26 protein-coding genes are annotated in these 26,342 nt (G+C 61.0%); 14 read left to right on the forward strand and 12 right to left on the reverse strand.

The window, feature by feature from the left end; all coding sequences use genetic code 11:
- The 5 genes from mltG to ACSAMW_RS20255 are packed head-to-tail and all read left to right on the forward strand — an operon-like array spanning position 1 to position 3,921.
- Positions 1 to 1,107, forward strand: a complete 1,107-nt coding sequence (mltG, locus tag ACSAMW_RS20235) for an endolytic transglycosylase MltG (RefSeq protein WP_500591784.1) — start codon at positions 1 to 3, stop codon at positions 1,105 to 1,107.
- A 10-nt stretch (positions 1,108 to 1,117) separates the two neighbouring features.
- Positions 1,118 to 1,750 (forward strand): dTMP kinase, encoded by a 633-nt coding sequence (gene tmk / locus ACSAMW_RS20240; protein WP_500591785.1) that lies wholly within the window; start codon positions 1,118 to 1,120, stop codon positions 1,748 to 1,750.
- Positions 1,743 to 2,726 (forward strand): DNA polymerase III subunit delta', encoded by a 984-nt coding sequence (locus ACSAMW_RS20245; RefSeq protein ID WP_500591786.1) that lies wholly within the window; start codon positions 1,743 to 1,745, stop codon positions 2,724 to 2,726. The genes tmk and ACSAMW_RS20245 overlap by 8 nt, the downstream gene beginning before the upstream one ends.
- Positions 2,727 to 2,757: 31 nt before the next feature.
- Positions 2,758 to 3,114, forward strand: coding sequence for a PilZ domain-containing protein (locus ACSAMW_RS20250; RefSeq protein ID WP_168081840.1), 357 nt, complete (start codon positions 2,758 to 2,760; stop codon positions 3,112 to 3,114).
- A gap of 24 nt (positions 3,115 to 3,138) precedes the next feature.
- A complete protein-coding gene (locus ACSAMW_RS20255; RefSeq protein WP_500594092.1) occupies positions 3,139 to 3,921 on the forward strand; it encodes a TatD family hydrolase in 783 nt (260 codons plus the stop codon).
- A 210-nt stretch (positions 3,922 to 4,131) separates the two neighbouring features.
- Here ACSAMW_RS20255 and ACSAMW_RS20260 read toward each other — a convergent pair whose 3' ends face one another.
- Positions 4,132 to 5,277, reverse strand: coding sequence for an aminotransferase class V-fold PLP-dependent enzyme (locus ACSAMW_RS20260; RefSeq protein ID WP_500591787.1), 1,146 nt, complete (start codon positions 5,275 to 5,277; stop codon positions 4,132 to 4,134).
- A gap of 70 nt (positions 5,278 to 5,347) precedes the next feature.
- Between ACSAMW_RS20260 and ACSAMW_RS20265 the strand changes: the two genes are divergently transcribed.
- A complete protein-coding gene (locus ACSAMW_RS20265; RefSeq protein ID WP_500591788.1) occupies positions 5,348 to 5,983 on the forward strand; it encodes a TetR/AcrR family transcriptional regulator in 636 nt (211 codons plus the stop codon).
- A 28-nt stretch (positions 5,984 to 6,011) separates the two neighbouring features.
- Here ACSAMW_RS20265 and ACSAMW_RS20270 read toward each other — a convergent pair whose 3' ends face one another.
- Positions 6,012 to 6,455 (reverse strand): hypothetical protein, encoded by a 444-nt coding sequence (locus tag ACSAMW_RS20270; protein ID WP_500591789.1) that lies wholly within the window; start codon positions 6,453 to 6,455, stop codon positions 6,012 to 6,014.
- A 96-nt stretch (positions 6,456 to 6,551) separates the two neighbouring features.
- Here ACSAMW_RS20270 and dinG point away from each other — a divergent pair, with 96 nt between their 5' ends.
- The 5 genes from dinG to ACSAMW_RS20295 all read left to right on the forward strand — a co-directional run bounded on the left by dinG (position 6,552) and on the right by ACSAMW_RS20295 (position 12,274).
- Positions 6,552 to 8,696 (forward strand): ATP-dependent DNA helicase DinG, encoded by a 2,145-nt coding sequence (gene dinG, locus ACSAMW_RS20275; protein ID WP_500591790.1) that lies wholly within the window; start codon positions 6,552 to 6,554, stop codon positions 8,694 to 8,696.
- Positions 8,697 to 8,794: 98 nt separating this feature from the next.
- Positions 8,795 to 9,940, forward strand: a complete 1,146-nt coding sequence (locus ACSAMW_RS20280) for a serine hydrolase domain-containing protein (RefSeq protein WP_500591791.1) — start codon at positions 8,795 to 8,797, stop codon at positions 9,938 to 9,940.
- 110 nt (positions 9,941 to 10,050) lie between these two features.
- Entirely contained in the window at positions 10,051 to 11,070 is a 1,020-nt protein-coding gene (locus ACSAMW_RS20285) for an OmpA family protein (RefSeq protein WP_500591792.1), read from the forward strand.
- Between the two features lie 11 nt (positions 11,071 to 11,081).
- A complete protein-coding gene (gene pdxH / locus ACSAMW_RS20290; protein ID WP_500591793.1) occupies positions 11,082 to 11,729 on the forward strand; it encodes a pyridoxamine 5'-phosphate oxidase in 648 nt (215 codons plus the stop codon).
- A gap of 80 nt (positions 11,730 to 11,809) precedes the next feature.
- Positions 11,810 to 12,274: an outer membrane lipoprotein gene (locus tag ACSAMW_RS20295; RefSeq protein WP_500591794.1), complete on the forward strand. Its 465-nt coding sequence runs from the start codon at positions 11,810 to 11,812 to the stop codon at positions 12,272 to 12,274.
- A gap of 72 nt (positions 12,275 to 12,346) precedes the next feature.
- On the opposite strand, the gene nhaA is transcribed toward ACSAMW_RS20295, so the two are convergent.
- From nhaA to ACSAMW_RS20335, 8 genes are all read right to left on the reverse strand, one after another.
- Positions 12,347 to 13,567, reverse strand: coding sequence for a Na+/H+ antiporter NhaA (gene nhaA / locus ACSAMW_RS20300; RefSeq protein ID WP_500591795.1), 1,221 nt, complete (start codon positions 13,565 to 13,567; stop codon positions 12,347 to 12,349).
- A 176-nt stretch (positions 13,568 to 13,743) separates the two neighbouring features.
- On the reverse strand, positions 13,744 to 15,351 hold the full coding sequence (locus tag ACSAMW_RS20305; RefSeq protein WP_500591796.1) for an NAD(P)/FAD-dependent oxidoreductase: 1,608 nt from the start codon (positions 15,349 to 15,351) through the stop codon (positions 13,744 to 13,746).
- Positions 15,352 to 15,440: 89 nt separating this feature from the next.
- A complete protein-coding gene (locus ACSAMW_RS20310; RefSeq protein WP_500591797.1) occupies positions 15,441 to 16,115 on the reverse strand; it encodes a hypothetical protein in 675 nt (224 codons plus the stop codon).
- A 121-nt stretch (positions 16,116 to 16,236) separates the two neighbouring features.
- Positions 16,237 to 16,938 (reverse strand): ABC transporter ATP-binding protein, encoded by a 702-nt coding sequence (locus tag ACSAMW_RS20315; protein WP_500591798.1) that lies wholly within the window; start codon positions 16,936 to 16,938, stop codon positions 16,237 to 16,239.
- Between the two features lies 1 nt (position 16,939).
- Entirely contained in the window at positions 16,940 to 17,707 is a 768-nt protein-coding gene (gene livG, locus ACSAMW_RS20320; protein ID WP_500591799.1) for a high-affinity branched-chain amino acid ABC transporter ATP-binding protein LivG, read from the reverse strand.
- A complete protein-coding gene (locus tag ACSAMW_RS20325) occupies positions 17,704 to 18,957 on the reverse strand; it encodes a high-affinity branched-chain amino acid ABC transporter permease LivM (RefSeq protein WP_500591800.1) in 1,254 nt (417 codons plus the stop codon). Before ACSAMW_RS20325 ends, livG begins: the two co-directional genes overlap by 4 nt.
- On the reverse strand, positions 18,954 to 19,877 hold the full coding sequence (gene livH, locus ACSAMW_RS20330; protein ID WP_500591801.1) for a high-affinity branched-chain amino acid ABC transporter permease LivH: 924 nt from the start codon (positions 19,875 to 19,877) through the stop codon (positions 18,954 to 18,956). Before livH ends, ACSAMW_RS20325 begins: the two co-directional genes overlap by 4 nt.
- Before the next feature lie 216 nt (positions 19,878 to 20,093).
- On the reverse strand, positions 20,094 to 21,209 hold the full coding sequence (locus ACSAMW_RS20335) for a branched-chain amino acid ABC transporter substrate-binding protein (protein ID WP_500591802.1): 1,116 nt from the start codon (positions 21,207 to 21,209) through the stop codon (positions 20,094 to 20,096).
- Between the two features lie 358 nt (positions 21,210 to 21,567).
- Here ACSAMW_RS20335 and ACSAMW_RS20340 point away from each other — a divergent pair, with 358 nt between their 5' ends.
- The gene (locus ACSAMW_RS20340) at positions 21,568 to 21,873 is read left to right on the forward strand and encodes a DUF2288 domain-containing protein (protein WP_500591803.1); all 306 of its coding nucleotides are present in this window, start codon (positions 21,568 to 21,570) and stop codon (positions 21,871 to 21,873) included.
- Positions 21,874 to 22,140: 267 nt separating this feature from the next.
- On the opposite strand, the gene rapA is transcribed toward ACSAMW_RS20340, so the two are convergent.
- Positions 22,141 to 24,981 (reverse strand): RNA polymerase-associated protein RapA, encoded by a 2,841-nt coding sequence (gene rapA / locus ACSAMW_RS20345; protein ID WP_168081804.1) that lies wholly within the window; start codon positions 24,979 to 24,981, stop codon positions 22,141 to 22,143.
- Between the two features lie 210 nt (positions 24,982 to 25,191).
- On the opposite strand from rapA, the gene ACSAMW_RS20350 reads away from it, so the two are divergent.
- On the forward strand, positions 25,192 to 25,518 hold the full coding sequence (locus ACSAMW_RS20350; protein ID WP_500591804.1) for an aspartate-semialdehyde dehydrogenase: 327 nt from the start codon (positions 25,192 to 25,194) through the stop codon (positions 25,516 to 25,518).
- Between the two features lie 52 nt (positions 25,519 to 25,570).
- Entirely contained in the window at positions 25,571 to 25,735 is a 165-nt protein-coding gene (locus ACSAMW_RS20355; protein WP_500594106.1) for a hypothetical protein, read from the forward strand.
- 134 nt (positions 25,736 to 25,869) lie between these two features.
- Here the strand turns inward: ACSAMW_RS20355 and ACSAMW_RS20360 are convergent, their stop codons facing one another.
- Entirely contained in the window at positions 25,870 to 26,340 is a 471-nt protein-coding gene (locus ACSAMW_RS20360; protein ID WP_168081800.1) for a MaoC family dehydratase, read from the reverse strand.
- Positions 26,341 to 26,342 lie beyond the last annotated feature (2 nt).

A 26,342-nucleotide genomic window follows, 5' to 3' on the forward strand; every position in this document is an offset into this window, starting at 1 on the left:
GTGCTGCGCAAATTTCTGTTGCTGCTTGAAACCCTTGTTCTGCTCGGCGTTATCCTGATGGGCATCGCTGCGTGGCGGGTACAGAGCGTACTTGATCAACCCCTTTCGTTGCCTGCCGAGCAGCTCGTTGATGTGCCGGCCGGTGCCTCACCAGGTGGCATGCTGAACCGTCTGGAAGAACAGGGCGCTCTGCAGGGTGCGTTCTGGGCTCGCGTGTACTGGCGCTTCAACCTGGCCGGGCAGGCCCTGCACACCGGTGAGTATCGCGTAGGGCCTGCCACCACGGTACGCGATATGCTGGACCTATGGCAGCGCGGTGAGGTAGTGCAGTACAGCCTTACCCTGGTGGAAGGCTGGAACTTCCGCCAGGTACGTGCATTGCTGGCTCGCCAGGAAAAGCTCAAGCAGACCCTGGCCGGCCTCTCGGATGAGGCGGTGATGGCCAAGCTCGGCCACCCCGGCGTGTTTCCGGAAGGTCGCTTCTTCCCGGACACCTATAAATACGTTAAGGGCATGACGGACGAGCAACTGCTGGAGCAGGCTTTCACGCGCCTGGATGCTGTGCTGGCTGAAGCGTGGAAGACGCGCGCCACCGGCTTGCCCTATAGCGACCCTTACCAGGCCTTGATCATGGCTTCACTGATCGAGAAGGAAACTGGAGTGCCCGAGGAGCGTAGCGAAATCGCCGGGGTGTTCGTACGCCGCCTGGCCGCTGGTATGCTGTTGCAAACCGACCCGACGGTGATCTACGGCATGGGTGAGCGTTATACCGGCCGAATTACCCGCGCCGACCTGCGTGAGCCCAGCCCTTACAACACTTACCTGAACCCTGGCCTGCCGCCTACGCCTATTGCCCTGGTAGGGCGCGAGGCTATTCGTGCGGCCCTTAACCCGGCTGATGGCAATAGCCTGTATTTCGTCGCCAAAGGTGACGGTAGCCATGTGTTCTCCAACGACATCGACGCGCACAACCAAGCCGTGCGCCAGTACCAGCTCAAGCGTCGTGCGGATTACCGCTCCAGCCCGGCAGCCACCCAAGGCCTGGAGGGCGCTTCGGGTGCAGACCAAGCGCCTGCCGTGCCTGTCGAGGAAACGAAACAACCATGAGGAAACCTGTGTGAGCGGTCTGTTCATTACCCTTGAAGGGCCTGAGGGTGCCGGCAAAAGCACCAACCGCGACTACCTTGCGGCTCGCCTGCGGGACGCTGGAATGGACGTACAATTGACGCGCGAGCCGGGGGGCACGCCATTGGCCGAGCGTATTCGTGAACTGCTGCTAGCCCCCAGCGACGAGCCCATGGCCGTGGACACCGAACTGCTGCTGATGTTTGCCGCGCGGGCACAGCACATTGACCAGGTGATCCGCCCAGCACTGGCGCGCGGCGCGGTGGTGGTGTGTGATCGGTTCACCGATGCTACCTATGCCTACCAAGGCGGCGGGCGTGGCATCTCCGTCAGCCGTATCGCCGAGCTGGAAGCTTTCGTGCAGGGCAGCCTGCGCCCGGACCTGACCCTGGTCTTCGACTTGCCGGTGGACGTAGGGCTTGCCCGCGCAGCAGCCCGAGGCCGGCTGGACCGCTTCGAGCAAGAAGCGCGCGGCTTCTTCGACGCTGTTCGCCAGGCCTACCTGGCACGTGCTGCAACGGACCCGCAGCGTTACGAAATCATCGACGCCAGCCTGCCGCTGGCCGAGGTTCAGGCTCACCTGCAGGCGGGGTTGCCGCGCTGGCTGGAACGCGCCCGTGGCTGAGCTTTACCCTTGGCAGGCTACAGCCTGGCAGCAATTGAGCAGCCGGACCGAGCATGCTCACGCCTACCTGCTGCAAGGCCCGCAAGGTATCGGCAAGCGAGCCTTGGCAGACCGCCTCATGGCGCTGCTGCTGTGCAAAGTGCCAGGGCATGAACCCTGCGGGGCGTGCAAGAGCTGCCATTTGCTGGTGGCGGGGAGCCACCCGGACCACTTCCTGCTGCAACCTGAAGAAGCCGATAAAGCCATCCTGGTCGATCAGGTGCGCAGCCTGGTGAGCTTTGTAAGCCAGACCGCGCAGTTGGGTGGGCGCAAGGTGATCCTTATCGAGCCGGCCGAAGCCATGAACCTCAATGCTGCCAATGCCCTGCTCAAGAGCCTTGAAGAGCCATCCGGTAACACCGTCATGCTCTTGGTGAGCCATCAGCCCAGCCGCCTGCTGCCCACCATTCGCAGCCGTTGCGTACAGCAACCCTGCCCATTGCCTACCTCAGCACAGGCCGGCGAGTGGTTGGCTCACACGTTACCGGACGTAGACACTGCGGCACGCGAAGCCCTGCTGGCGCTGGCCAATGATTCACCCCTGGCGGCACGTCGGCTGCATGAACAGGGCGCGCTGGAGCAGCGGGCGCTAGTGGTAGAGGGCGTCAAGCGGCTGCTTAAACAGCAGCAAAGCCCTACGGAGCTGGCCGAAGGGTGGAAGCAGGTGCCTCTGCTCTGGCTGTTCGACTGGTTCACCGACTGGTCGCAGCGTGTGCTTCGCTACCAGTTGACGCTGGATGAAAGCGGTTTAGGCTTGAGCGATATGCGCAAGGTGCTGCAATATCTTGCCCAGAAGTCGACCATGGCCAAGGTGATCGCCCTTCAGGACTGGACACTGCAGCATCGTCAGAAAGTGCTAGCCAAAGCGAACCTCAACCGTGTGTTGCTACTCGAAAGCTTGCTTGGGTTGTGGATGACATTGCCAGGCCCGTCTTGAGCACGTTTCAATCCCGCTACAAGGAAGATCAATGAACCAGCCGATCGCGTCCGCTCCACGCAGCGGTATCCTGTCGCTGACCATCAAGGACAAGGCAGTGCTGTATGCTGCTTACATGCCTTTCATCAAGAATGGTGGTTTGTTCATCCCTACCGCCAAAAGCTACCGGTTGGGCGACGAGCTGTTCATGCTGCTCAACCTTATGGACGAGCCGGAAAAGATACCTGTCGCGGGCAAAGTGGCGTGGATCACCCCGCGAGGCGCCCAAGGCAACCGTGCTGCCGGCGTAGGCGTGCAGTTCAACGATGGCGACGATACCGCCCGCAACAAGATCGAGACTTACCTTGCCGGTGCGCTGAAATCGGACCGGCCGACCCACACCATGTAGAGCCTGATGACTTCTTCAACCCCCTTGCTGATCGATTCACACTGCCACCTTGACCGCCTTGACCTGTCCGCTCACGGCGGGTCACTGGACGCTGCACTCGAAGCCGCACGTGCCCGCGGTGTCGGCCACTTTTTGTGTATCGGCGTCAGTGCCGACAACGCTCAGGCCGTGCGTGACCTAGCGGCCCGTTACCCGGATGTGGATTGTTCTGTCGGTATCCATCCCTTGGATGTTGCCCCCCAAGGCGTACCTAGCCTGGAGTGGCTACTAAGTGAGCTGGACCATCCTCGGGTAGTGGCCATTGGGGAAACCGGGTTGGACTACCACTACGAACCGGAAACTGCCGAAGTACAGAAGGCGTCTTTTGCGCTTCATCTCCAGGCCGCCGCAACAACGGGTAAACCCGTGATTGTCCATACCCGGGCTGCCCAGGCCGATACTCTGGACTTGCTACAGGCTGCTGCTCTGCCACAAGGTGGCGTGCTTCATTGCTTCACGGAAGACTGGGCCATGGCCAAAGCCGCGCTGGACCTTGGCTTCTACATTTCCTTGTCTGGCATCGTTACCTTCCGCAATGCCGAAGCCTTGCGGGAAGTGGCTCGCAAGGTACCTGCAGACCGCCTGCTGGTGGAAACAGACGCCCCTTACCTGGCACCCATTCCTTACAGGGGCAAGCCCAACCTGCCCCAGTATGTCTACGAAGTGGCTGCTTTTCTGGCCGACCTGCGCGGTGAGGCGTATGACGCCTTCGCTGCCCAGACCACTGCCAATTTCCGACGCTTATTCCCCTTGGCCAGGGTGGCCTGATTGTAAAAAAACCCAGGCCTTTAGAAGCGCCTGGGTCAAGACCATTAGGAGTAAAACAAAGGTGCGCGGTCCGTCGACACCTTTATCGCGCTGCCCTGTGGGGGGAATAGGGCAGAGCGACCTGTTTAGTATTGGTCAGGCCACCGATTCGTCCAGCGCATTACCTTCGTTCCTTAAACGGTTTTGGAATCAGCAGGCATGCGCTCACAACTACTGGTTTGCAAGGCTTCGACTTAGCGTAGCCACCTTAGCCACTGCATCGGCGATCGCTTGCTCGCTGGTGTAGAAGTGCGGCGAAAAGCGAATACCCTTGCCACGCGGAATGCACACCACGTTTTCGGCCATTAGTTGCTTGTGCAACGCGAGTGAATCCTGGCCGTCGATGCTGAACGAGAAAATACCACTGCGCCTGTCCGGTTGAAGGGAGGAGTGGATACGGGCGCCAGGCAATTGGGCAATGCCTACAGCAAGCTGGTCCATGCGAGCGGCGATAAGTTGCTCGACCTCTACCAGGCCTACCTCTTCCAGCAGCTCAAGGCTGGCGTCAAGCGCCATGATCCCAAGCATGTTAGGGCTGCCGCATTCAAAGCGCCGGGCACTGTGGGAGGGCGCCCAGGTAGGCTGAGTGTAGTCGCCTACCACTTCGACCATACGCCAGCCGTACTGCTGAAGCGTCAGGCGAGGGCGCAGCGCTGCCCGGCAATAGAACACGCCCAGCCCCTCTGGCCCCATCATCCATTTGTGACCGTCAGCCATAGCGAAATCGCACGCATAGGCCTGGACATCGAACGGCGCGGCCCCCAGCTGCTGAATGGCATCGATGCAAAACAGTACGTCCCGTGCCTTGCAGCCCTGGCCAAGCCGGGGCAGGTCCATCTTCAAGCCGCTGGCGTATTGTACGGCGCTGATGGACAACAAGCGGGTTCTGGGGCCGCACGCCTGCAGTAGGGCGGCTTCGGGATCTTCGCCGTCAAGGGCAACCTGGATCACCTCCACGCCTTTGGGCGCCAGGGCCTCCCACACGATGCGGTTGGAAGGGAACTCCTCCTGGCTGATCACCACTTGGTCACCCGGCGCCCAATCCAGCCCGAACGCTACCATTGAAAGCGCCTCAGAGGTATTTTTCACCAAGGCGATGTCGTCCGGAGAGGGGGCATTGAGCAAGCGCTGGAAACGCTCGCGTAGCCGGTGTTCAACGGTTAGCCAGGTTGGGTAGTCCCGCGCACCGAGCTGCACGTTCTCTTGGGCAAAACGCGCCACTGCAAGGGCACTGCGCTGGGGCCACGGGGACACGGCTGCATGATTGAGATACAAGAGGCCAGGAGCCTGGGGGAACTCGCTTGAAAACATGGGCATAGTGGGATGATCCGTGCAATTTGACGCCAGTTAGGCATAATACCGCCTTCGATTCAGCCCCGGTTTGTGTATGCAAAAAGAACCTCGAAAGGTCCGCGAATTCCGCCGCAGGGAACAGGAAATCCTCGACACCGCGCTCAAGCTGTTCCTGGAACAGGGCGAAGACAGCGTTACCGTGGAAATGATCGCTGATGCGGTAGGGATCGGCAAAGGCACCATCTACAAGCACTTCAAATCCAAGGCTGAAATCTACCTTCGGTTGATGCTGGACTATGAGCAGGACCTCAACAGCCTGCTGCATTCAGCCGATGTAGACCGTGACAAGGAAGCGTTGTCACGTGCCTATTTCGAGTTCCGCATGCGTGATCCCCAGCGCTACCGGCTGTTCGATCGGCTGGAAGAAAAGGTTGTGAAAGGCGCGCAGGTCCCTGAGATGGTGGCTGAACTGCACAGCATCCGGGCGTCCAATTTCGATCGCCTCACCCAGCTTATCAAAGGGCGGATCGATGAAGGCAAGCTGGAGGACGTCCCCCCGTACTTCCATTACTGTGCGGCCTGGGCGCTGGTACATGGCGCAGTAGCGCTGTACCACTCGCCGTTCTGGAGCAACGTACTCGAGGACCAGGAAGGGTTTTTCCAGTTTCTCATGGACATTGGTGTGCGCATGGGCAACAAGCGCAAGCGTGATGGGGATGGGCACGCCTGAGGCCCTAGTGCACCACTCCAGCTTTCGGCTATGGGCAGCAGGCGGGGCCCGTGAAGGGAAAAGGGCTGGTCAGCCATCGCAATAGGGCTGCCCCACCCAGCAGCACTGCTGCAACGCCCAATTGCCAACGTACGAAGCGCTGCAGCCTTGCCAACCCCAGGCCTTTGGTTTGAGCCAGCTCATTGGCACGCAGCAGGGTCACCCGGGCCAGCAGTGCGCCGCTGGCCAGCACAAGGCCCAGTTGCCACTGCACCGGCCTTGGTGCAGCGTCCAACCCATAGGCCTGGCCCTTGAACCAGAGCACCATGCACACCACCATAGCCGCAAACCCTGCCCATGCCAGGCCGCACGCCTGGAGTAACCGGGCGTGACGGCTAACGCTCACGGCGGCATAGAGCAGCACGGTGGCGGTGACCATTGCAGCCAGCACAAAGGGGACGGCTTGGCTGACATAGAAAGTTATCGAGTTCATCCCGGTTTGAGTCCGCGTGGCAGGCAATAGGGGGTATGATAGCGACCTTCCCGAACCACTGATAATCCATCCAGCCCTGCGGGGCGCTCGGACGCCATGCTTAGCACTGAACTCAAATCTACTATCCAGGGCGCCTACAGCCGTTTTCTCGAAGCCAAGGGGCTCAAGGCCCGTTATGGCCAGCGCCTGATGATTGCCGAAGTGGCCAAGGCGCTGGGTGCGGTGCCCTGCGATGAAGAAGGGCGGCGTGTCGGTGACCCGGCCGTGGTCGCGGTGGAGGCAGGCACAGGCACCGGCAAAACGGTCGCCTACAGCCTGGCCGCCATTCCGGCTGCAAAGGCGGCTGGCAAGCGGCTGGTGATTGCTACGGCAACGGTTGCGCTACAGGAGCAGATCGTCCACAAGGACCTGCCGGACATCATGCGCAATGCCGGGCTCAATTTCAGTTTCGCGCTGGCCAAGGGCCGGGGGCGCTACCTGTGCCTGTCCAAGCTGGACGCCCTGCTGCAGGAGGGCGAGGCGCAGAATGCTACCGCCCAGCTCTTCGAGGACGAAGGCTTTGCCATCGACGTGGACGAAGCCAGCCTCAAGCTGTTTACCAAGATGATCGAGAAGCTGGCCAGCAATCGTTGGGACGGTGATCGGGACAGCTGGCCCGAAGCTTTGGAAGACCCAGTGTGGGCACGGCTTACCACCGACCATAGCCAATGCACCAATCGCCATTGCCCGAACTTCCAGCAATGCACCTTTTTCAAGGCGCGCGAGGGCATGGGGAAGGTGGATGTGATTGTCACCAACCACGACATGGTGCTGGCAGACCTGGCCCTGGGGGGCGGCGCCGTACTACCGGACCCAAAAGACACACTCTACGTGTTCGATGAAGGCCACCACCTGCCGGACAAAGCCATCGGGCACTTCGCCCATTTCACCCGGCTGCGCTCCACCGCAGACTGGCTGGAGCAAACCGCACGCAACCTGACCAAGCTTCTGGCCCAGCATCCGCTGCCGGGCGACCTGGGCAAGTTCATCGAACAGGTGCCGGAGCTGGCCCGCGAGCTCAAGTCACAGATGCAATTCATGTATGGCGCATGCGAGCAACTGGCAGATTTTCGCCCCGGCGAAGACATGCAGGGCCGCGAGCGCCCTCGCCATCGCTTTGTGGGGGGGCTGGTGCCCGAGCACATTCGCGAAATGGGTATCGAACTCAAGCAGGGTTTTGCCCGCCTTACCGACCTGTACACCCGCCTGGCCGACCTGCTCAAAGAGGGCATGGAGGGTGAGGTGAACATTGGCATTGCCAGCCACCAGGCTGAAGAATGGTACCCCTTGTTCGGCACCTTGCTGGCACGGGCGCAGGGCAGTTGGGAGCTATGGGTAGCCTTCACTGCCGAAGATCCGGAAGGCAGCCCGCCCATGGCACGTTGGCTTACCTTGGTGGAGGCCGGCGCTTCGTACGACCTGGAGGTGAATGCGAGCCCCATCCTGGCCGCGGAGATGCTGCGTCGCAACCTGTGGAACGTCGCTTTCGGCGCGGTGGTCACCTCCGCCACCCTTACGGCCCTGGGCCGCTTCGATCGGTTCCGCATGCGTGCAGGCCTGCCCAAGGACGCCGTCACTGCGGTGGTGCCCAGCCCCTTCCACCATGCCGATGCCGGTGTGCTGAGAGTGCCAGACCTGCGTGCAGACCCGCGGGACTCTGCAGCCCATACAGCGGCCATCATCCGGGACCTGCCGGGGCTGGTGGAAGGTTCCAGAGGATCCTTGGTGCTGTTCTCATCGCGGCGGCAAATGCAGGACGTGTTCGATGGTGTAGACCGCGACTGGCGCCGACAAGTGTTTATCCAGGGCAACCTTTCGAAGCAGGAAACGCTGAACAAGCATAAGGCTCGGGTAGACGGCGGCGAGAGCAGTGTCCTGTTTGGCCTTGCCAGCTTCGCCGAAGGGGTCGACCTCCCAGGGGCTTACTGCGAGCATGTGGTGATTGCCAAGATTCCCTTTGCGGTGCCAGACGACCCCGTTGAAGCCGCGCTCGCAGAATGGATCGAAGCCCGTGGGGGGAACCCCTTCATGGAGATCGCGGTGCCAGATGCCTCCTTACGGTTGATTCAGGCCTGTGGTCGGCTGCTGCGCACAGAGCAAGACAGGGGCATGATCACGCTGCTGGACAGGCGGGTGGTCACCCAGCGTTATGGCAAGGCTATTCTGGATGCGCTGCCGCCGTTCCGTCGGGAAATAGGTTGATACGGCGAAGCCGCTGCACCATGGGGCTTCGCTTCCCAAAGCCGTCAATCGCTGAAACAATGCACGGCCTTGTATGACGAGCCTGTGCGGAGCTTCCTGTGTTGATTCAAGGCCACTATTCGCTGGAATTCGAACCGGTTCGTGACGCCTTCGCGGCCTTGTTCGACGATCGCCAGGAGCGAGGCGCTGCCTTGTGTATCCAGGTTAATGGCGAAACGGTAATCGACCTGTGGGCCGGAACCAGTGACCGTGATGGGTCCGAAGTCTGGCATAGCGATACCCTGGTAAACCTGTTTTCCTGCACCAAAACCTTAACCGCTGTAGCAGCGTTGCAATTGGCGGCAGAAGGCAAGTTGGACCTGGATGCTCCTGTGGCACGGTATTGGCCTGAATTTTCCGAAAACGGCAAAGCTGTCATTACCGTACGCCAGCTACTGTGCCACCGCGCAGGCCTGCCGGCCTTGCGGGAATTGCTTCCAGCCGACGCGCTGTACGATTGGCCACGCATGACCGCTGCGTTAGCAACCGAGCGCCCTTGGTGGGCGCCTGGCACCGCTCAGGGGTATGCCGCGATTACGTACGGCTGGTTGCTAGGCGAGGTGATCCGCCGGGTCGATGGCCGCTCGCCAGGCCGTGCCATCGTGGACAGGGTGGCAGCCCCGCTTGGGCTAGACATTCATATTGGCCTGGCTGACAGCGAGTTCCACCGGGTGGCCCACGTGGCCCGTAGCAAAGGCAACCCAGGCGATGCCGCTGCCCAGCGGCTGCTCCAAGTCACGCTGCGCGAGCCTGAGGCCTTGAGTACCCGGGCGTTCACTAATCCACCCTCCATCCTTACCAGTACCAACAAGCCGGAATGGCGGCGCATGGAACAACCTGCGGCCAACGGGCACGGCAATGCCCGTGGCCTGGCCGGGTTCTACCAGGGGCTGCTGGAGGGCAGCTTGCTAAGCGACGAGTGGTTGGGCGAGTTGACCCGTGAGCACAGCCGTGAAGAAGACTTGACGCTGCTTACCCCTGTACGATTCGGCCTGGGGTGCATGCTGGACCAGCCTTCAGTGCCCAACGCTACGTTTGGCTTGGGCCCGGGAGCGTTCGGCCACCCTGGTGCAGGGGGGTCGGTAGGGTTTGCTGATCCTTACCATGGCGTGGCGTTCGGGTTCGTGACCAATACCCTGGGCCCCTATGTGTTGATGGACCCACGAGCCCAGAAACTGGCGCGTACCCTCATGGCCTGCCTTTAGTTCCATGCGACCGGCGGTAGCCCACGACGCGCTGAATGTTCTACCATCCAATCAACGATTTAAGTGGGTTTTTTAACCCGATTTATTGACATCATCTTTCCGGATCGATCATGTACGCCAAGAAGACCTTCGCTTTCGCTCTGTGCCTGGCAATCACCGGCTGTGCCCACACGTCGCAAGACGCCTCTGCCAAAACGGGTGCAAGCTGGTGGCCGTTTGGCGAGCCGTCCGCAAAAGAAGCCGCGAACAAAGAGGTCGCCAAGGACAACAGCGTAGAGCAGGCCGTACAGGATCGAGTCACCCAGGCCGAAGCCGCGTCTGATGCCAAGGCAGCCAGCGAAGGTCACTGGTGGTGGCCGTTTGGCAATGATGGCAAGGCTCAGGCCGCTGCAACCAACCCGAAAGGGGCGCCCGCTGCCGCTATTGCCACAGCGGCCAAGGTTGATCCGGCGGTGACCAAGGCCTGGCTCGACGCCTACGAGCCCAAGCTTCGCGAAGCCATTCGCGGCAGCAAGTTCGAGCTGGCTCGTGGTGATGACATGTTCGTGGTCACAGCGCCAGTAGATGGTTCCTTCAACCCGGATCGCCCGGCCATGCTGTTGCCTGTGTCCCTGTCGCCTATCACCAATGTGGCCAAGGCATTGGAAGGGGACGCCAAGACGTCTGTATTGATTCTCGGCCATGCGGACAGCACCGGTGCCGCGGACGCTAACCGCAAGGTCAGCCTGGAGCGTGCACAGTCCATTGCCGCCATTTTCCGCCTCAGCGGTTTGCAGCGTAACCGCCTCAGCACTCGTGGCATGGGCTCGGTCGTGCCTCGCGCCGCCAACGACAGCCCCGCCGGCCGGGCCCTGAACCGTCGTGTAGAAATGCTGGTAACGCCGGAAAGCGGCATGGCCGTGTTGATGGCCAAGTATGACCAGCCTACTCCAGTGGCTGCGGCCCTGGTCGCACTACAAGACGTCAAAGCCCTGCCAGAAGCCCCCAAAGCTGCCCCGGCAACGGCCAAGAAAACAGCTGGCAAGCAAGTGGCGGCCAAAAAGCCTGCTGCACCGGCTAAAAAGAAAGCACCTGCCAAGAAAGCAGCCGCCGCTAAGAAGCCGGTTGCCGATCAACAGGCCAAGAACTGAGCAACGGATTGATGAGCAAATCCCTGGCGGACATGCGTCGTGACTACACGCGAAATGGGCTGACAGAAAGCGACGCCCCAAGCGATCCCTTCAACCTGTTCCGCCAATGGTTTGATGAAGCTGTTGCTACCGAGCAACTGCCTGTCGAGGCCAATGCCATGACCTTGGCGACGGTGGACAGTGAGGGGCGGCCTCACTGCCGCGTGCTGTTGCTCAAAGGCCTTGATGACCAGGGGTTCACCTTCTTCACCAACTACGAAAGCGCCAAGGGTGAGCACCTCGCACTCAATGCGTTTGCGGCCATGACCTTTTTCTGGCCTGCCCTGGAGCGTCAGGTTCGCATTGAGGGCAGGGCACTGAAAGTGGCGTCGGCCGAGTCCGAGGCCTATTACCAGGTTCGCCCTTTGGGCAGCCGTATCGGGGCCTGGGCCTCTCCCCAAAGCCGCCCTATCCGCGACCGCGCCGAACTGGAAACCCTCCTTGAGGAGACGCGCGAGCGCTTCGGTGACAAACCGTTGACCTGCCCGGAGCATTGGGGCGGGTATCGCCTGGTGCCGGACCGTATCGAGTTCTGGCAGGGTCGCTCCAGCCGTCTCCATGATCGCCTGGATTATCGCTTGCACCAAGGCACTTGGCAGCGTCAGCGGTTGGCGCCTTAAGGCCCTTCAAAACTTCCGGAATTCATGACACCCTTCGTACGGCGGCGTTTAATGGCTGTCTGTCCTACGGAGTGTGATCCATGCGTAATTCTGTTGTTCTTGCCAGTTGCTTTACTGCCCTGACCATCCTGCTAAGCGGGTGCGCGTCCAGCCTTACCGGTGATACCTATTCCCGCGACGAAGCCCGCCGAGTGCAAACGGTTCGTATGGGCACTATCGAAGCGCTGCGCCCTGTCAAGATCGAAGGCACCAAAACGCCTATCGGTACCGGTGCAGGCGCTATCGTGGGTGGTGTAGCCGGCAGCGCTGTAGGCGGCGGCCGCGGCAGCCTGGTTGCAGCCGTGATCGGTGCCGTAGCAGGCGGCTTCCTGGGGTCCGCCAGTGAGGAAGGCCTGACACGTACCCAAGGGGTGGAAGTCACGGTGCGCGAAGACGACGGCAGCACCCGCGCCTATGTGCAGCAGGTGCAGGAAAATGAAGTGTTCCGTGTAGGTGAGCGGGTGCGCATCATGACGGTCGATGGCACCAGCCGGGTTACCCATTAAGCCACAGGTAACTGGCCGCTTCGCAGGCTTGGGCACCAGAGGCCCCAATGCCTGCGAGCAACGGCCATGCACTCATGCCTGGGCTTTGGGCCTGCTGGCCAGGGCCATGATGATGTAACCCCCAACGGCTGACAGGAGGGACCCCGCCAGAATGCCCATGCGGTCCTGGCCGGCATAAGGGCTGGTAGCGGCGTCGAACGCCAGTGAACCCACAAAGATGCTCATGGTGAACCCTATGCCGCACAACACGGCCACGCCTAGCAGCTGGCCCCAGTTTGCGTGTGCAGGCAAGGCCGCCAGGCCGGTTTTCACGGCCATGAAGGTCATGCCGAACACCCCGAGGGTCTTGCCCAGCATCAGCCCGGTCATGATGCCCAAGGGTACCGAATGCGTGAAGCTTTCAAGGCTCATGCCCTTCAACGAGATGCCCGCGTTGGCAAAGGCGAACAGCGGCAGGATGGCATAGGACACCCAGGGGTGCAGCGCGTGTTCAAGGCGTAGCAACGGTGATTCACGCTCCGCCGTGTCGCCCCCACGCAAAGGAATGAAGAAGGCAAGGGCAACACCTGCCAAGGTGGCATGCACGCCGCTTTTCAGTACGCACACCCAGAGTACGAGGCCGATCAGCAGGTAGGGCGCCAAGTGACGTACACCTGCCCGGTTCAGCGCCAGCAGGGCAACAAGGCAGCCGGCAGCCAACAGCAATGCGGTGGTTGAAAGCGCGCCGGAGTAGAACAGGGCGATGATCACGATGGCACCTAGATCATCAATGATGGCCAGCGTCATCAGAAACAATTTAAGGGACGCGGGCACACGCTTGCCCAGCAAGGCCAATACACCCAACGCAAAAGCGATGTCTGTGGCCGTGGGAATGGCCCAACCTGCCGCAGCTGCAGAGTCTTGGTGGTTTAGTGACCAATAGATAAGGGCCGGCACTATCATGCCGCCAAGGGCCGCTGCCCCTGGTAGCACCACTTGAGACAGTTTTGCCAGGTGGCCCTGAAGCATTTCGCGTTTAACTTCCAGGCCGATCAGCAAAAAGAAGAGGGCCATTAGCCCGTCGTTGATCCATAGCAGCCAGGGCTTGGCAATTTCCAGCGGGCCCAGGCGTACCCCGACCGGGATATCGAGAAACCCTTGGTACCAGGCCGAAGCAGGCGAGTTGTTGGCTACAAGGGCCACGGCGGCTGCGACGATCAATAGCAAGCCACCTGTGGCCTCCATTGCGAAAAACTTGCGTAGCGACAAACGTACAGACAAGGCGCCCTCCTGGGTCTGATAAGTGTGGGGCATACCCTAACGCGCAGGGCTTGCCTGGCAAACCCGAAGTATAAGCCGGGATCCAGGCGCGAGGGCTGAAACCCCCGCAGCCATAGGCTTTTCAGAGGATTCCTTGAATGCGTTTCCGATTGTGTCCGAAACGTTAAAGCCGCTGCCGGCGTCCTTTCCGGCTGCTTTGTGGCTTGGGCTTAAACGCCTAGCAAATCCCTGGCGACCGCTTCGGCCACACGAATACCATCCACCCCTGCCGAAAGGATGCCCCCGGCGTACCCGGCGCCTTCGCCTGCCGGGAACAAGCCTTTGAGGTTCAAGCTCTGGAAGTGCTCGTTACGGGTAATGCGCAAGGGTGATGAGGTACGTGTTTCAAGCCCGGTCAGCACAGCGTCGTGCATGCTGTAGCCTTTGATCTGACGGTCGAAGGCAGGCAGTGCTTCGCGGATAGCCTCAATGGCAAAGGCCGGCAGGGAGGCGGCCAGGTCAATCAGCGTGACCCCTGGCTTGTAGCTGGGCTCCACGCTGCCCAAGTGGGTCGATGCACGGCCTGCCATGAAATCGCCCACCAGTTGCCCCGGCGCATGGTAGCTGCTGCCACCCAAAAGGTAGGCGGTGGTTTCCAGCTGTTCCTGCAGTTCGATACCGGCCAATGGGCCGCCTGGGTAGTCCTGTTCAGGGGAGATGCCGACCACCAGCCCAGAGTTGGCGTTGCGTTCGTTGCGTGAGTACTGGCTCATGCCGTTGGTCACTACGCGGCCTGGCTCGGAGGTAGCAGCCACTACCGTACCGCCCGGGCACATGCAGAAGCTGTAGACGGACCGGCCGTTGCTGGCGTGGTACACCAGTTTGTAGTCAGCGGCACCGAGCTTGGGGTGCCCGGCGTATTTGCCCAGCCGGGCCTTGTCGATCACCGACTGGGGGTGTTCGATACGAAAACCGACGGAGAAGGGCTTGGCCTCCATGTACACGCCACGGGTATGCAGCATACGGAATGTATCGCGAGCGCTATGACCCAGGGCGAGTACCACCTGGTTGGCCATCAGTTGTTCGCCGTTGCCCAGTTGCACGCCTCGTATGCGATCGTTTTCGATCAGAAGGTCCGTGACCTTGGATTCGAAACGGACTTCGCCCCCCAGCGCAATGATCTGCTGGCGCATGTTTTCAACCATGCCGGTCAGGCGGAACGTGCCGATATGCGGCTTGTTGACGTAGAGGATTTCTTCCGGCGCCCCGGCTTTCACGAATTCTTCCAGCACCTTGCGCCCATGGTGCTGCGGGTCGCGGATCTGGCTGTACAGCTTGCCGTCCGAGAATGTCCCAGCACCGCCCTCACCGAACTGTACATTGGACTCAGGGTTGAGTTCGGCCTTGCGCCACAGCCCCCAGGTGTCCTTGGTACGTTGCCGTACTTCCTTGCCGCGCTCCAGCACAATAGGGCGCAGGCCCATCTGTGCCAGTAGCAGGGCGGCGAAGATGCCGCAGGGCCCGAAGCCTACGACCAGGGGGCGTTGGCCCATCGGCGCCGGGGCGTGGCCCACAAAGCGATACGCCATGTCCGGTGCCACTACCAGGTTATGGTCGTTGGCAAACCGTTCCAGCAGGGCGGTTTCGTGTGCGACTTCAACGTCTACCGCATAGATGAACAGCAGCTCTGAGTTCTTCTTTCGGGCGTCATAGCTACGTTTGAAGATGCTGAACGACAACAGCTCTGCATCTGCGATCGCAAGGCGTTGAACGATGGCGTGGCGCAACGCCTCGTCGGTATGGTCCAGGGGGAGTTTGAGTTCGGTAATTCGTAGCATGGGGTGTCCAGTGGCCGGCCGCGATCGCGCGGCGCAAATGCAAGCCGGCAATTATACCCGCTCGAGGCGCGCCAGCCACTGGTGAGCGGTCAATGCCCGTCGGCCGGAGCGCCGCCGGGGTAGGCGCAACCGCGCTGTACTTGAGTACCTATGCGTAATTCGGCGGTTAGAAAACTCACCCGGTCGCCTTCCATACAGCGTTGTGGTGCCAGCCATAGTTCGATGTGCTGGCTGTTGGCTTCGGTGCTCAGGCTGGTAGCCCCCCCAGGCAATTGCTCCTGCACGTACGGCACCGCCAAGGCAGGCTGGCCGTCGCGCTCCAGCTTCATGCCATTGGCGTTGACCTGAGCCGACCAGCCTTTGCCTTGGGCGGCGTAGGTCGTCAGCTTGAAATTAGGGTCCTTGCAGGCACCGTTGCCGGGTTCTACCCGGTAGAGGGTCTGAAGGTTGAGCTGGCCTGGCCTGCCTTCAACGGCGTTACCATCGAAGCGGCCGCGCAGGTCAGCAAACAGGGGGCCTGGCTGCTGGCCGAATGCTGCCGCCTCTTCAGCCAGGCCGGTCTTGCCATTGTCGGTGACCACAAACGTGCGGGAAGACGCACAAGGCGTGAACAGCAGGTGGCCTTCGGCGGTCGCCAGGCTGCCTTGCATGCGGGTCTGGCCGGAGAGCGTTGGCGCTGTATCGTCACCGGTCAAACCCAGCATCTGGCAGCCTGCGAACACGGGGAGCAGGGTGGCAAGCAACAGCGAGCGGGCAGCGTGCATCGTCGGTCTCCAGGTAAAGGGAGGCCAAGTTAGCACGTTCCTGGCCTGTACCTAGTACCCAACCTGATACTGTTGCCCCGTCTGCCTTTGCTGCGCAGCCCCTGCCGGAAATCTTGCGGCGTTATCCGCCCAGGTACGCCTCCCGCACTTTGGGGTCGGTCAACAGAGCTTCTCCCGTCCCGGTCATGACCACACGGCCGTTTTCCAGCACATAGGCGCGGTCCGCTACCTTGAGCGCCTGGTTGGCGTTCTGTTCCACCAGAAACACCGTCACGCCATCACGTCGCAGTTGTTCGATAATGTCGAAGATCTGCTGGATGATGATAGGTGCCAGGCCCAATGAAGGTTCGTCCAGCAGCAATAGCTTCGGCTTGCTCATCAAGGCGCGGCCGATAGCCAGCATCTGTTGCTCACCGCCGGACATGGTGCCGCCGCGCTGCCCATAGCGTTCCTTCAGGCGGGGGAACAACGCCAGCACAGTCTCCAGCTGCGCCTCATAGTCGCCTTTTTCCGTGAAAAAGCCGCCCATGGCCAGGTTCTCTTCCACCGTGAGGCGGGCGAATACGCGGCGGCCTTCGGGCACCACCGCAATGCTTTTGCGCATGATCTGCGCCGACTCCAGCCCCACCAGTTCCTCGCCCAGGTAACGAATACTGCCCGAATGCGCTCGCGGTGAGCCGCACAGCGTCATCAATAAGGTGGACTTACCCGCGCCGTTGGCGCCGATCAGGGTGACGATCTCGCCCTGGTTGATCTCCACGTTCACATCATGCAAAGCCTGGATCTTGCCGTAGAAGGTCGATACGTTTTCAAACTGCAGCATCTCAGGCTTCCCCCAGGTAGGCTTTGATCACATCAGGGTTGTCCCGGATCTGTTCAGGCGTGCCATCGGCCAAGGGCGTACCTTGGTTGATCACCACAATATGGTCGGAGATGGTCATCACCAGCTTCATGTCGTGCTCGATCAGCAGCACCGTGGCGTTGTATTCCTCGCGCAGCACACCGATCAGCGCCTTGAGCTCTTCGGTTTCCCGAGGGTTGAGGCCTGCGGCTGGCTCATCCAGCATCAGAATGCGCGGGCGGGTCATCATGCAACGGGCAATTTCCAGCCGCCGTTGCTGGCCGTAGGCAAGGGTACCGGCTGGGCGGTTGGCCACGTCCTTCAGGTTCACCCGCTCAAGCCAGTGCTCGGCGTACGCCATGGCCTCACGTTCGCTTCGGCGGAAGGCGGGGGTCTTGAACAGGCCTGCCAAAAAGCCGGTATTGAGGTGGCGGTGCTGGGCGATCAGCAGGTTTTCCACGGCGGTCATGTCCTTGAATAACCGCACGTTCTGGAAGGTGCGCACCACGCCCTTACGTGCAATCACATGGCCGGGCAGCCCTTGCACGGCTTCGCCGTCCAGCAGGATGGTCCCGCCGCTGGGCTTGTAGAAGCCGGTAAGGCAGTTGAACACGGTGGTTTTGCCGGCGCCATTGGGGCCGATCAGGGAGACCACTTCCTTTTCTTTGACAGTCAAGGCCACGCCATTGACCGCCAACAGCCCGCCAAAACGCATGGACAGGCCGCTGACCTTCAATATTTCACGGTTCATCGGCCCAGCTCCATGTGGGGGCGTTGCATGGGCAGCAGCCCCTGCGGGCGCCATACCATCATCAGCACCATCAAGGCGCCGAACATCAACATGCGGTAGTCGCTGAACTCACGCATAAGCTCCGGTAGCAGGATCATGACGATCGCTGCCAGGATCACGCCCAGCTGTGAGCCCATGCCGCCCAGCACCACGATGGCCAGAATGATCGCCGATTCGATAAAGGTGAATGACTCGGGTGTGACCAGCCCCTGCCGTGCGGCAAAGAAGCTGCCGGCAAAGCCGGCGAACGCTGCACCCAACGTAAACGCCGAGAGCTTGATCACTGTGGGGTTCAGGCCCAGGGCACGGCAGGCAATTTCATCCTCGCGCAAGGCTTCCCAGGCCCGGCCAATAGGCATGCGAAGCAAGCGATTGATCACAAACAAAGCCGCCAGCGCCAACAGCAGGGCGATCAGGTAGAGAAATACCACTTTGTCTGCCGGGTTGTAGTCCAGCCCGAAATACTGATGGAAGGTCTGAGCGCCTTCGGCCGCGCGACGCTCGAAGCTCAAGCCGAACAGCGTAGGCTTTTCGATGTTGCCGATACCATTGGGGCCACCCGTAATGCTGGTGAGGTTGCGCAGGAAAATGCGAATGATCTCGCCAAAGCCCAGGGTCACGATAGCCAGGTAGTCCCCACGCAGGCGCAGCACGGGGAAGCCCAGTACAAACCCGAACAGTGCCGCGAACAGGCCGGCCAGTGGCAGGCATACCCAGAAGCTGAGCCCGTAGTAGTGCGAGAGCAGGGCATAGCTGTAGGCGCCCACGGCGTAGAAGCCCACATAGCCCAGGTCCAGCAACCCTGCCAGGCCTACGACGATGTTCAGGCCCAAGCCCAGCATCACATAGATAAGCACCAGGGTGGCAATGTCCACTGCGCCACGGGAGCCGAAGAACGGCCATACGAAGGCCAGTACGATCAGTGCGGCCAGGCCCCAGCGTTGGGTGCTGGGCAGGGTCAGCCAGGAAGAGACACCGGCGGGCACCCAAGGCTTGCGGTCTGCGCCAGGGGTGCCGGCTTTACGGCTGGCCAGCAATACCCGAATGAACAGCGCAACCGAACACAGGGCAATGATGATGACGGTGGTGGTATCGGCACCTTGCACCTGCAAGGTCACTCCTGAAAACACCAGCTTGAGCCCGAATACTGGGTAGGCCACTGCCCATACCAGCAAGGCGCTGAACAGCGCCGACTTGATTGATTTGCTCATACCTTCTCAACCTCCGGGCGACCGAGTATGCCGGTCGGGCGGAACAGCAACACCAGCACGAGCAGGCCAAAGGCGACAACGTCTTTGTACTGGTCGCCAAATACATCGGCACCGAAGGCTTCAGCGACCCCTAGCACCAGCCCGCCCAGCATGGCGCCGGGGATACTGCCGATGCCGCCCAGTACCGCAGCGGTGAAGGCCTTCAGGCCCACCAGGAAACCGGCGTTGGGGTTGATCACGCCGTATTGCATGCTCAGCAGCATGGCGGCTACCGCAGCCAGCGCTGCACCGATCACGAACGTCAGGGCGATCACACCGTTGGTATTGATGCCCAGCAGGCTGGCCATTTTCATGTCTTCGGCACACGCGCGGCAGGCACGCCCCATGCGCGAGCGGGAAATGAACAGGGTGAGGCCATACATGGTAGCGACCGTGACCACGAAGACCAGGATCTGCATATAGGAAACCAATACTTCCTGTGACCCACCTGGCCCGAAGCGTACATCGCCGGGCAGCAGGTTAGGGATGGCAAAGTTGCCAGACCCCTGCGACAGCTGGACCGCGTTCTGCAGGAAGATGGACATGCCGATCGCCGAAATCAGTGGAATGAGGCGGTTGCTGTTGCGCAGCGGGCGATAGGCCACGCGTTCGATACTGTAGCCGTAGGCGCTGGTGACCACGATAGCGGCGGCAAAGCCTGCGATCATGAGCACGGGCAGGCTGTGGATACCCACCATGGCCAGGCCGGCGAGGACCATGAACGCCACGTAGGAGCCGATCATGTACACCTCGCCATGGGCGAAGTTGATCATGCCGATGATGCCGTACACCATGGTGTAGCCAATGGCGATCAGGGCGTAGGTACTGCCAACGGTGAGGCCGTTGATCAACTGTTGCAGGTAATGATAAATGTCGGGCATGTGCCGCGCTCCTAAAAACCTGTTGGCATTTCCCCGGCAGCCGTGTGGTTCAACACTCTGAAGGTGCGTTCAGCCACGTCTGGTCCAGTGAACCGCATGTAACGGTTTTAAGATTTTCAGGGGAAGCGCTCGCCGCGGGGCGGCAAGGGCTTCGGTGCTCGTAAAACAAAGCCCACTGCACTAGGCAGTGGGCTTTGGTGGGCCGTAGCGGGAGGGTTACTTCGCTTCGGTCTTGGGCTTGCCGTAGTGCCATTCGTAAACGACGAACTGGAAGTTCTTAAGGTCGCCTTTGTCGTCGTAGCTCAGGTCGCCCATTGGGGTTTTGAAGGTGCCAGCGTGAAGCGCCTTCGCAACGTCTTCGGGTTTTTCGCTTTTCGCGGCGGTGATACCGTCGGCGATCAGCTGCACGGCGGTGTAGGACGGATACACGAACGGACCGCTTGGGTCTTCTTTCTTGTCCTTGAACGCCTGGGTCAGGGCCTGGTTGGCTGGGTCCTGGTCGAAGGATTTCGGCAGGGTCACCAACAGGCCTTCGGAGGCATCACCGGCAATCTGGGAGATGGAGTCGTTGCCGACGCCCTCAGGGCCCATGAACTTGGCGTTCAGGCCCTTTTCCTTGGCCTGGCGCAGGATCTGGCCCAGCTCCGGGTGGTAGCCGCCGTAGTACACGAAGTCCACGTTAGCCTGCTTGAGCTTGGCAATCAGCGAAGAGAAGTCCTTGTCACCGGCATTGATGCCCTCGAACACGGCCACTTTTACGCCTTTGCCTTCCAGTGTCTGTTTGACTGCGGTGGCAATACCCTCACCGTACTGCTGCTTGTCGTGCACCACTGCCACAATCTTGGGTTTCACGTGGTCAGCGATATAGTTGCCGGCGGCAGGGCCCTGGGCACTGTCCAGGCCAATGGTGCGGAACACCAGCTTGTAGCCACGGCTGGTAATGTCCGGGCTGGTCGCTGCCGGGGTGACCATCAGGATGCCTTCGTCTTCATAGACGTCCGAGGCCGGCTGAGTAGAGCTGGAGCACAGGTGGCCGACCACGAACTTAACGCCATCGTTGACGACCTTGTTGGCGACCGCTACGGCCTGCTTGGGGTCACAGGCATCGTCGTAGGTGACCGCCTCAAGCTTCTTGCCGTCCACACCGCCCTTGGCGTTGATCTGGTCGACTGCCATGAGCGCACCGCGGAATTGCATGGCGCCGTACTCGGCCACAGGGCCGGTCTTGGGGCCAGCGATGCCGATCTTGATGGTGTCAGCAGCGAACGAGTAGCTGGCGGCGCCAGCCAATACCATGGCGGCAAACAGTTTGGACATCTTGGTGTTGTGCATAAGGCTCCACTCTCGTGTTTTAGTTCTTATAGTCCGTGCGGCAGGCCGCGGACCGGTACTGCTGCGCCTGCCATTGCAGGATTGCACCATAATCGACCGGCGTGGCCAGTGTGTCTCGGTATCGCGAAGGCAGTGTAGTTTGCCCCTTGATCCATTGAAAAGCTGGCCAGTTGCCGGGCATCGCGTCGATGTCGCTTATGTGAAATTTTCTTACAGATTTTCGACGAGCAAATGCCTTTTATCACGCTAACACCTGGGAAATACAGGTGTTTTATTCGGTACGCGAAGTTGAAACCAGGTTTTTCAGAAAAGCGCTAGCCGCTATCATTGCCGCTACTTTTCTTCTCAGGCCAGGCCCATGACGCAACAGACAAGCACCCTCTATGCCAAACTGCTCGGCGAGACGGAAAGAATCAACTGGCAGGAACTGCAGCCATTCTTTGCGCGCGGCGCACTGTTGTGGGTCGCTGCCGAGTTGGACCTGATTGCGGTTGCTGAAGCCATGGCCAATAACAATCATGCTCAGCTAAGCACGTGGCTAGACGCAGGCGAGGTGGCTAAAGTAGGTGAGGGCAGGGCGGCGGACCTATTGGAGCGCGACCCTGAATTGTGGGCTGTTGTCGTTTCGCCCTGGGTTGTGTTCCAGGAGAGGGCAAGCAACTGAGAAGCTGCCCTAATAGGGTGCGGGAGCTGCTCGCTTGGTACCTATCATCTGGAGACCCGTTCGCAGGCTTCGCCAGCTCCTACAAAAGCACGCGCGGTCTGCTGTGGGGCTGCTCGAAGGTGAGGGCGTAGGCCGGGAACTGCCCGCTTGGTACATTCCATCTGAGGGCTAGGTTCGCAGCGCCTACAAAAACCGCGTGGTCTGCTGTGGGACTGGTCGAAGCCAAAGGCGTAGGCCGGGAACGTGCCGGCCTTAACCCCCGCCAGATCAGCCGGCAACCAATACCCGAATCGCCTCAAGCCGCAAGGCCGCCTTCGATAGCATTTCCATGCCTTGCTCACGCTGGTCGCGCAGGGCCTGAACCTCGCTCTCCCGTACACTGGGGTTGATGGCGCGCAAGGCGGTCAGGCGAGCGATTTCCTCGTCCAGTTCGGCTGCCAAGCGCCGCTGCGCTTCGGCCACGCGCTCTGCATGGCGTGGCGCAACCTTGGCCTCGGCCGCATTGATACGGGGCCCCAGTGCATCCCGCTGCGCCTGGATGAACTTGTTGGCGCTGCCCTTGGGCACGCTTTCAAGCTGGTCGTTAAGGGTTTCAAAGGCCACACGTGGCGCCAGGTCGTTGCCATTGCCGTCCAGCAGGCAGCGCAAGGCCACAGGCGGCAGGAAGCGGCCAAGTTGCAGTGCCCTTGGCGCTACGGCTTCACTGACGTAAAGCAGTTCGAGCAATACCGTCCCAGGCTTGAGCGCCTTGTTCTTGATCAGCGCTACGGCCGTGTTGCCCATGGAGCCGGACAGCACCAGGTCCATGCCACCCTGAACCATCGGGTGTTCCCAGGTCAGGAACTGCATGTCTTCACGTGACAACGCCTGTTGGCGGTCATAGGTGATGGTCACACCTTCGTCGTCGCCGAGCGGGAAGCTGGCGTCCAGCATCTTTTCACTGGGTTTGAGGATGAGGGCGTTTTCCGAATGGTCCTCGCTGTCGATACCAAAGGCGTCGAACAGGGTTTCCATATAGATGGGCAAGGCGAACTGATCGTCCTGCTCTTCAATGGCCTCAACCAGCGCCTGGCCCTCGCCCGCACCACCGGAGTTAAGCTCCAGCAGCCGGTCGCGGCCGCTGTGCAGTTCGGCCTCCAGTTTCTCGCGCTCGGCACGGGCCTCCAGAATCAAGGCATCGAATGCTGCGTCGCTGCCCCCTTCGAGCTGGGCCTGAAGTTGTTCACCATAGCGGTGCTGGAGCGTGTTGCCGGTGGGGCAGGTGGCAAGGAATGCGTTCAGGGCTTCGTGGTACCAGCGGAACTGCCGCGCTTGTGGCGTGCCGGCCAGGTAGGGCACGTGCAACTGAATCACGTGCTTCTGGCCGATGCGGTCCAGGCGGCCAATGCGTTGTTCGAGCAGGTCTGGGTGGGCAGGCAGGTCGAACAATACCAAGTGGTGAGCAAACTGGAAGTTGCGCCCTTCAGAGCCGATTTCCGAACAGATAAGCACTTGCGCGCCGTATTCCTCGTCCGCGAAGTAGGCTGCCGCGCGGTCACGCTCCAGAATGCTCATGCCTTCGTGGAAGGTGGTAGCCGGAATACCGGAGCGCACGCGCAGCGCGTCTTCCAGGTCCATGGCCGTTTCGGCACGTGCGCAGATCACCAGCACCTTGACCTTTTTCAGCGACTTCAGCGTGTCGATCAACCAGGTTACCCGTGGGTCGAAGCGCCACCAGCGGTTGTCGTCCGTTTCGCCCTGTGCGGGTTCTACCACCAGCTCCGGATGCAGCGCCTGAAGGCCACGCAACTCGGCATATTCCACAGGCGCGTCCAGCGCACAGGCATGCAGTTCGCGCTCGGGGAACCCCTGGATCGCCGCACGGGTATTACGGAACAGCACGCGGCCAGTACCGTGGCGGTCCAGCAATTCGCGGATCAGGCGCGCACTGGCTTCAGCATCGCCGTCCTGTACCGCGCCCAGCAGTGCCTCACCCTCGGCACCCAGGAAATCATGGATGGTCTTGTGTGCCGCCTGGGACAGCCGGCCCTGCTCCAGCAGTTCCTGCACCGCTTCAGCGATGGGTTTGTAATGCTCGCTTTCACGGCGGAAGGCTTCCAGGTCATGGAAGCGATTCGGGTCCAGCAGGCGCAGGCGGGCGAAGTGGCTGTCCAAGCCCAGTTGCTCGGGGGTGGCTGTCAGCAGCAGCACGCTTGGAATCACTTGGGCCAGTTGATCGACCAGGCTGTACTCCGGGCTAGGTTTTTCCGGGTGCCAGACCAGATGGTGCGCTTCGTCCACCACCAGCATGTCCCAGCCTGCCGCAAACAGGGCGTCCTGGGCCTTTTCCGATTCGGTCAGCCACTCAAGGGATACCAAGGCCAACTGGGCATCGTCGAAGGGGTTGCTGGCATCGCTTTCCAGGAAGCGCTCGGCATCGAACAGGGCCACTTCGAGGTTGAAGCGGCGGCGCATTTCCACCAGCCATTGGTGCTGCAGGTTTTCCGGCAGCAGGATAAGCACGCGGCTGGCACGGCCGCTGAGCAACTGCCGATGAATGATCAGGCCGGCTTCGATGGTCTTGCCCAGGCCGACTTCGTCCGCCAGCAGGACGCGTGGCGCGATACGGTCTGCCACTTCCCGAGCAATGTGCAACTGGTGCGCAATGGGTTGGGCGCGTACGCCGCCCAGGCCCCATAGCGAGGACTGGACCTGCCGGCTGCTGTGCTGCAAGGTGTTATAGCGCAGCGAGAACCATTGCAAGGGGTCGATCTGCCCGGCGAACAGGCGGTCGCTGGGCAGGCGGAACTGAATGAAGTTGGATAGCTGGGTTTCCGGGAGCGTACGGGGTTCGTGCTGGGCATCGAAGCCGTGGTACACCAGCAGGCCATCCACGTCCTCCACCTCGCGCACGGTCAGCTTCCAGCCCTCGAAGTGCGTGATCGAGTCGCCGGGCGAAAACCGCACGCGGGTGAGGGGGGCATTGCGCAGCGCATACTGGCGCGTGTCCCCGGTCGAGGGGTAGAGCACTGTCAGCAGGCGGCCGTCCTGAGCGATGACCGTACCCAGCCCCAGTTCCGCTTCGCTGTCGCTGATCCAGCGTTGTCCTGGTTGATACTGCTGCGCCATGCCTTACTCCGCCTGCAAAAACCGGGGATTCTAACGGATCGCCCGGTCAGAACCAAAGGCGCCTTGCGCAATTGTAGGCCAGCTTTGGCGAACGCCCACAGACGAAACGCCTCAAGTCGGCCAGCGGTTGGCCGATAGCCTGGTCAGCCAGGGCTCCGTCATCCTGTACAGGATCAGATGAAGCCCCTTTGACAGGCACTTGGAGGAAAAATGATTCCACCTGTGACATTGCAGCCTTTCGTGCCGGTAAATCCGCAACTGGACCCCATCCGGCCAACACCTGATATCGCGCCTGTGGCCCCTGCGCAGCCGACGTCCACTGAAACCGATATCGACCTGCGCAACCGTGAGCGTGAGGATGCCGCGGCATTGGTGCGGGAATTCGAGGAGCGGCGCAAGCGCCAGGAACACAAGGGCCAGGCTTCGCCAGCCGTGGTGCTGGCGGGGGATGAGCTCAACGCCGACAATACAGTGCCTGCCGTTCCTCTGATGGAAGCACCGCCTCGCCAGGGCCTGTGGGTGGACCTTGAAGTGTGACTGGCCAGCCGGGCAGGGACGCGCGATGATACGACCACATTCCTGACGTGTCATGACCATGAGCCAAGACGACAACCTTCTGGATTTCACTGCCGAACGCGCGCGCAGGCAGCACGACCTCAATGAAAAGCGCCTGCGTGAAGTGCGCAAGGCGTTCGAGCAGGCCATGCCCATGGCCGGAAAAAAGAAGCCTAAGAAGAAACCGAAGAAGCGTTGACATGGGTCATGCCCTGGCATGGCAAGGGGGGCTAACTTTCAAGGCCTGAGGCAGCAACTCCCCGCTGTCCTTGGGCACGCACGGCATATTCAGGGCGGCTTGGGCCGCCTTTTTTTTGCCTGCTCGAAAGCGGATCAGCCCACCGTGATGGTCGGCAGCGCTGCCAGCGTTACCGTCTGCGGCTTGCGCGGCGCAAGAATGTCCGCTTCCCCATCTACTACCAGCTCTTCATGCTGGTTGAACACGCGTGTAGCAATCCGCACCTTGAACTTGGGCAGCTTTTCCAGGATCTCCAGGCGTACCGTCAGCGTGTCGCCTATTTTCACGGGCTTCTGGAACGTCATCTGCTGGCCCAGGTAGATAGTCCCAGGCCCCGGCAGCTCGCAGGCCACTGCCGCGCTGATCAGGGCGCCGGTGATCATACCGTGGGCAATGCGCTCCTTGAACAGGGTTTTGGCAGCATAGTCTGCGTCCAGGTGCACCGGGTTGCGGTCGCCGGAAAGCTCTGCGAACAGCTGGATTTCACGCTCGGTCACGGTACGGCTGTAACTGGCGGTCTGGCCGATTTCAAGGGCTTCGTAGGGCGTGTTGGTGCTGTCGGTCATGG

Source organism: Pseudomonas sp. AB39(2026), assembly GCF_059831485.1.

Coding starts and splice junctions, on each gene's coding strand:
- ACSAMW_RS20250 (WP_168081840.1), top strand. CDS start 2,758: ATGAACCAGCCGATCGCGTCCGCTCCACGCAGCGGTATCCTGTCGCTG.
- ACSAMW_RS20260 (WP_500591787.1), bottom strand. CDS start 5,277: ATGCCCATGTTTTCAAGCGAGTTCCCCCAGGCTCCTGGCCTCTTGTAT.
- ACSAMW_RS20265 (WP_500591788.1), top strand. CDS start 5,348: ATGCAAAAAGAACCTCGAAAGGTCCGCGAATTCCGCCGCAGGGAACAG.
- ACSAMW_RS20270 (WP_500591789.1), bottom strand. CDS start 6,455: ATGAACTCGATAACTTTCTATGTCAGCCAAGCCGTCCCCTTTGTGCTG.
- dinG (WP_500591790.1), top strand. CDS start 6,552: ATGCTTAGCACTGAACTCAAATCTACTATCCAGGGCGCCTACAGCCGT.
- ACSAMW_RS20285 (WP_500591792.1), top strand. CDS start 10,051: ATGTACGCCAAGAAGACCTTCGCTTTCGCTCTGTGCCTGGCAATCACC.
- pdxH (WP_500591793.1), top strand. CDS start 11,082: ATGAGCAAATCCCTGGCGGACATGCGTCGTGACTACACGCGAAATGGG.
- ACSAMW_RS20295 (WP_500591794.1), top strand. CDS start 11,810: ATGCGTAATTCTGTTGTTCTTGCCAGTTGCTTTACTGCCCTGACCATC.
- nhaA (WP_500591795.1), bottom strand. CDS start 13,567: ATGCCCCACACTTATCAGACCCAGGAGGGCGCCTTGTCTGTACGTTTG.
- ACSAMW_RS20305 (WP_500591796.1), bottom strand. CDS start 15,351: ATGCTACGAATTACCGAACTCAAACTCCCCCTGGACCATACCGACGAG.
- ACSAMW_RS20310 (WP_500591797.1), bottom strand. CDS start 16,115: ATGCACGCTGCCCGCTCGCTGTTGCTTGCCACCCTGCTCCCCGTGTTC.
- ACSAMW_RS20315 (WP_500591798.1), bottom strand. CDS start 16,938: ATGCTGCAGTTTGAAAACGTATCGACCTTCTACGGCAAGATCCAGGCT.
- livG (WP_500591799.1), bottom strand. CDS start 17,707: ATGAACCGTGAAATATTGAAGGTCAGCGGCCTGTCCATGCGTTTTGGC.
- ACSAMW_RS20325 (WP_500591800.1), bottom strand. CDS start 18,957: ATGAGCAAATCAATCAAGTCGGCGCTGTTCAGCGCCTTGCTGGTATGG.
- livH (WP_500591801.1), bottom strand. CDS start 19,877: ATGCCCGACATTTATCATTACCTGCAACAGTTGATCAACGGCCTCACC.
- ACSAMW_RS20335 (WP_500591802.1), bottom strand. CDS start 21,209: ATGCACAACACCAAGATGTCCAAACTGTTTGCCGCCATGGTATTGGCT.
- ACSAMW_RS20340 (WP_500591803.1), top strand. CDS start 21,568: ATGACGCAACAGACAAGCACCCTCTATGCCAAACTGCTCGGCGAGACG.
- rapA (WP_168081804.1), bottom strand. CDS start 24,981: ATGGCGCAGCAGTATCAACCAGGACAACGCTGGATCAGCGACAGCGAA.
- ACSAMW_RS20350 (WP_500591804.1), top strand. CDS start 25,192: ATGATTCCACCTGTGACATTGCAGCCTTTCGTGCCGGTAAATCCGCAA.
- ACSAMW_RS20355 (WP_500594106.1), top strand. CDS start 25,571: ATGACCATGAGCCAAGACGACAACCTTCTGGATTTCACTGCCGAACGC.
- ACSAMW_RS20360 (WP_168081800.1), bottom strand. CDS start 26,340: ATGACCGACAGCACCAACACGCCCTACGAAGCCCTTGAAATCGGCCAG.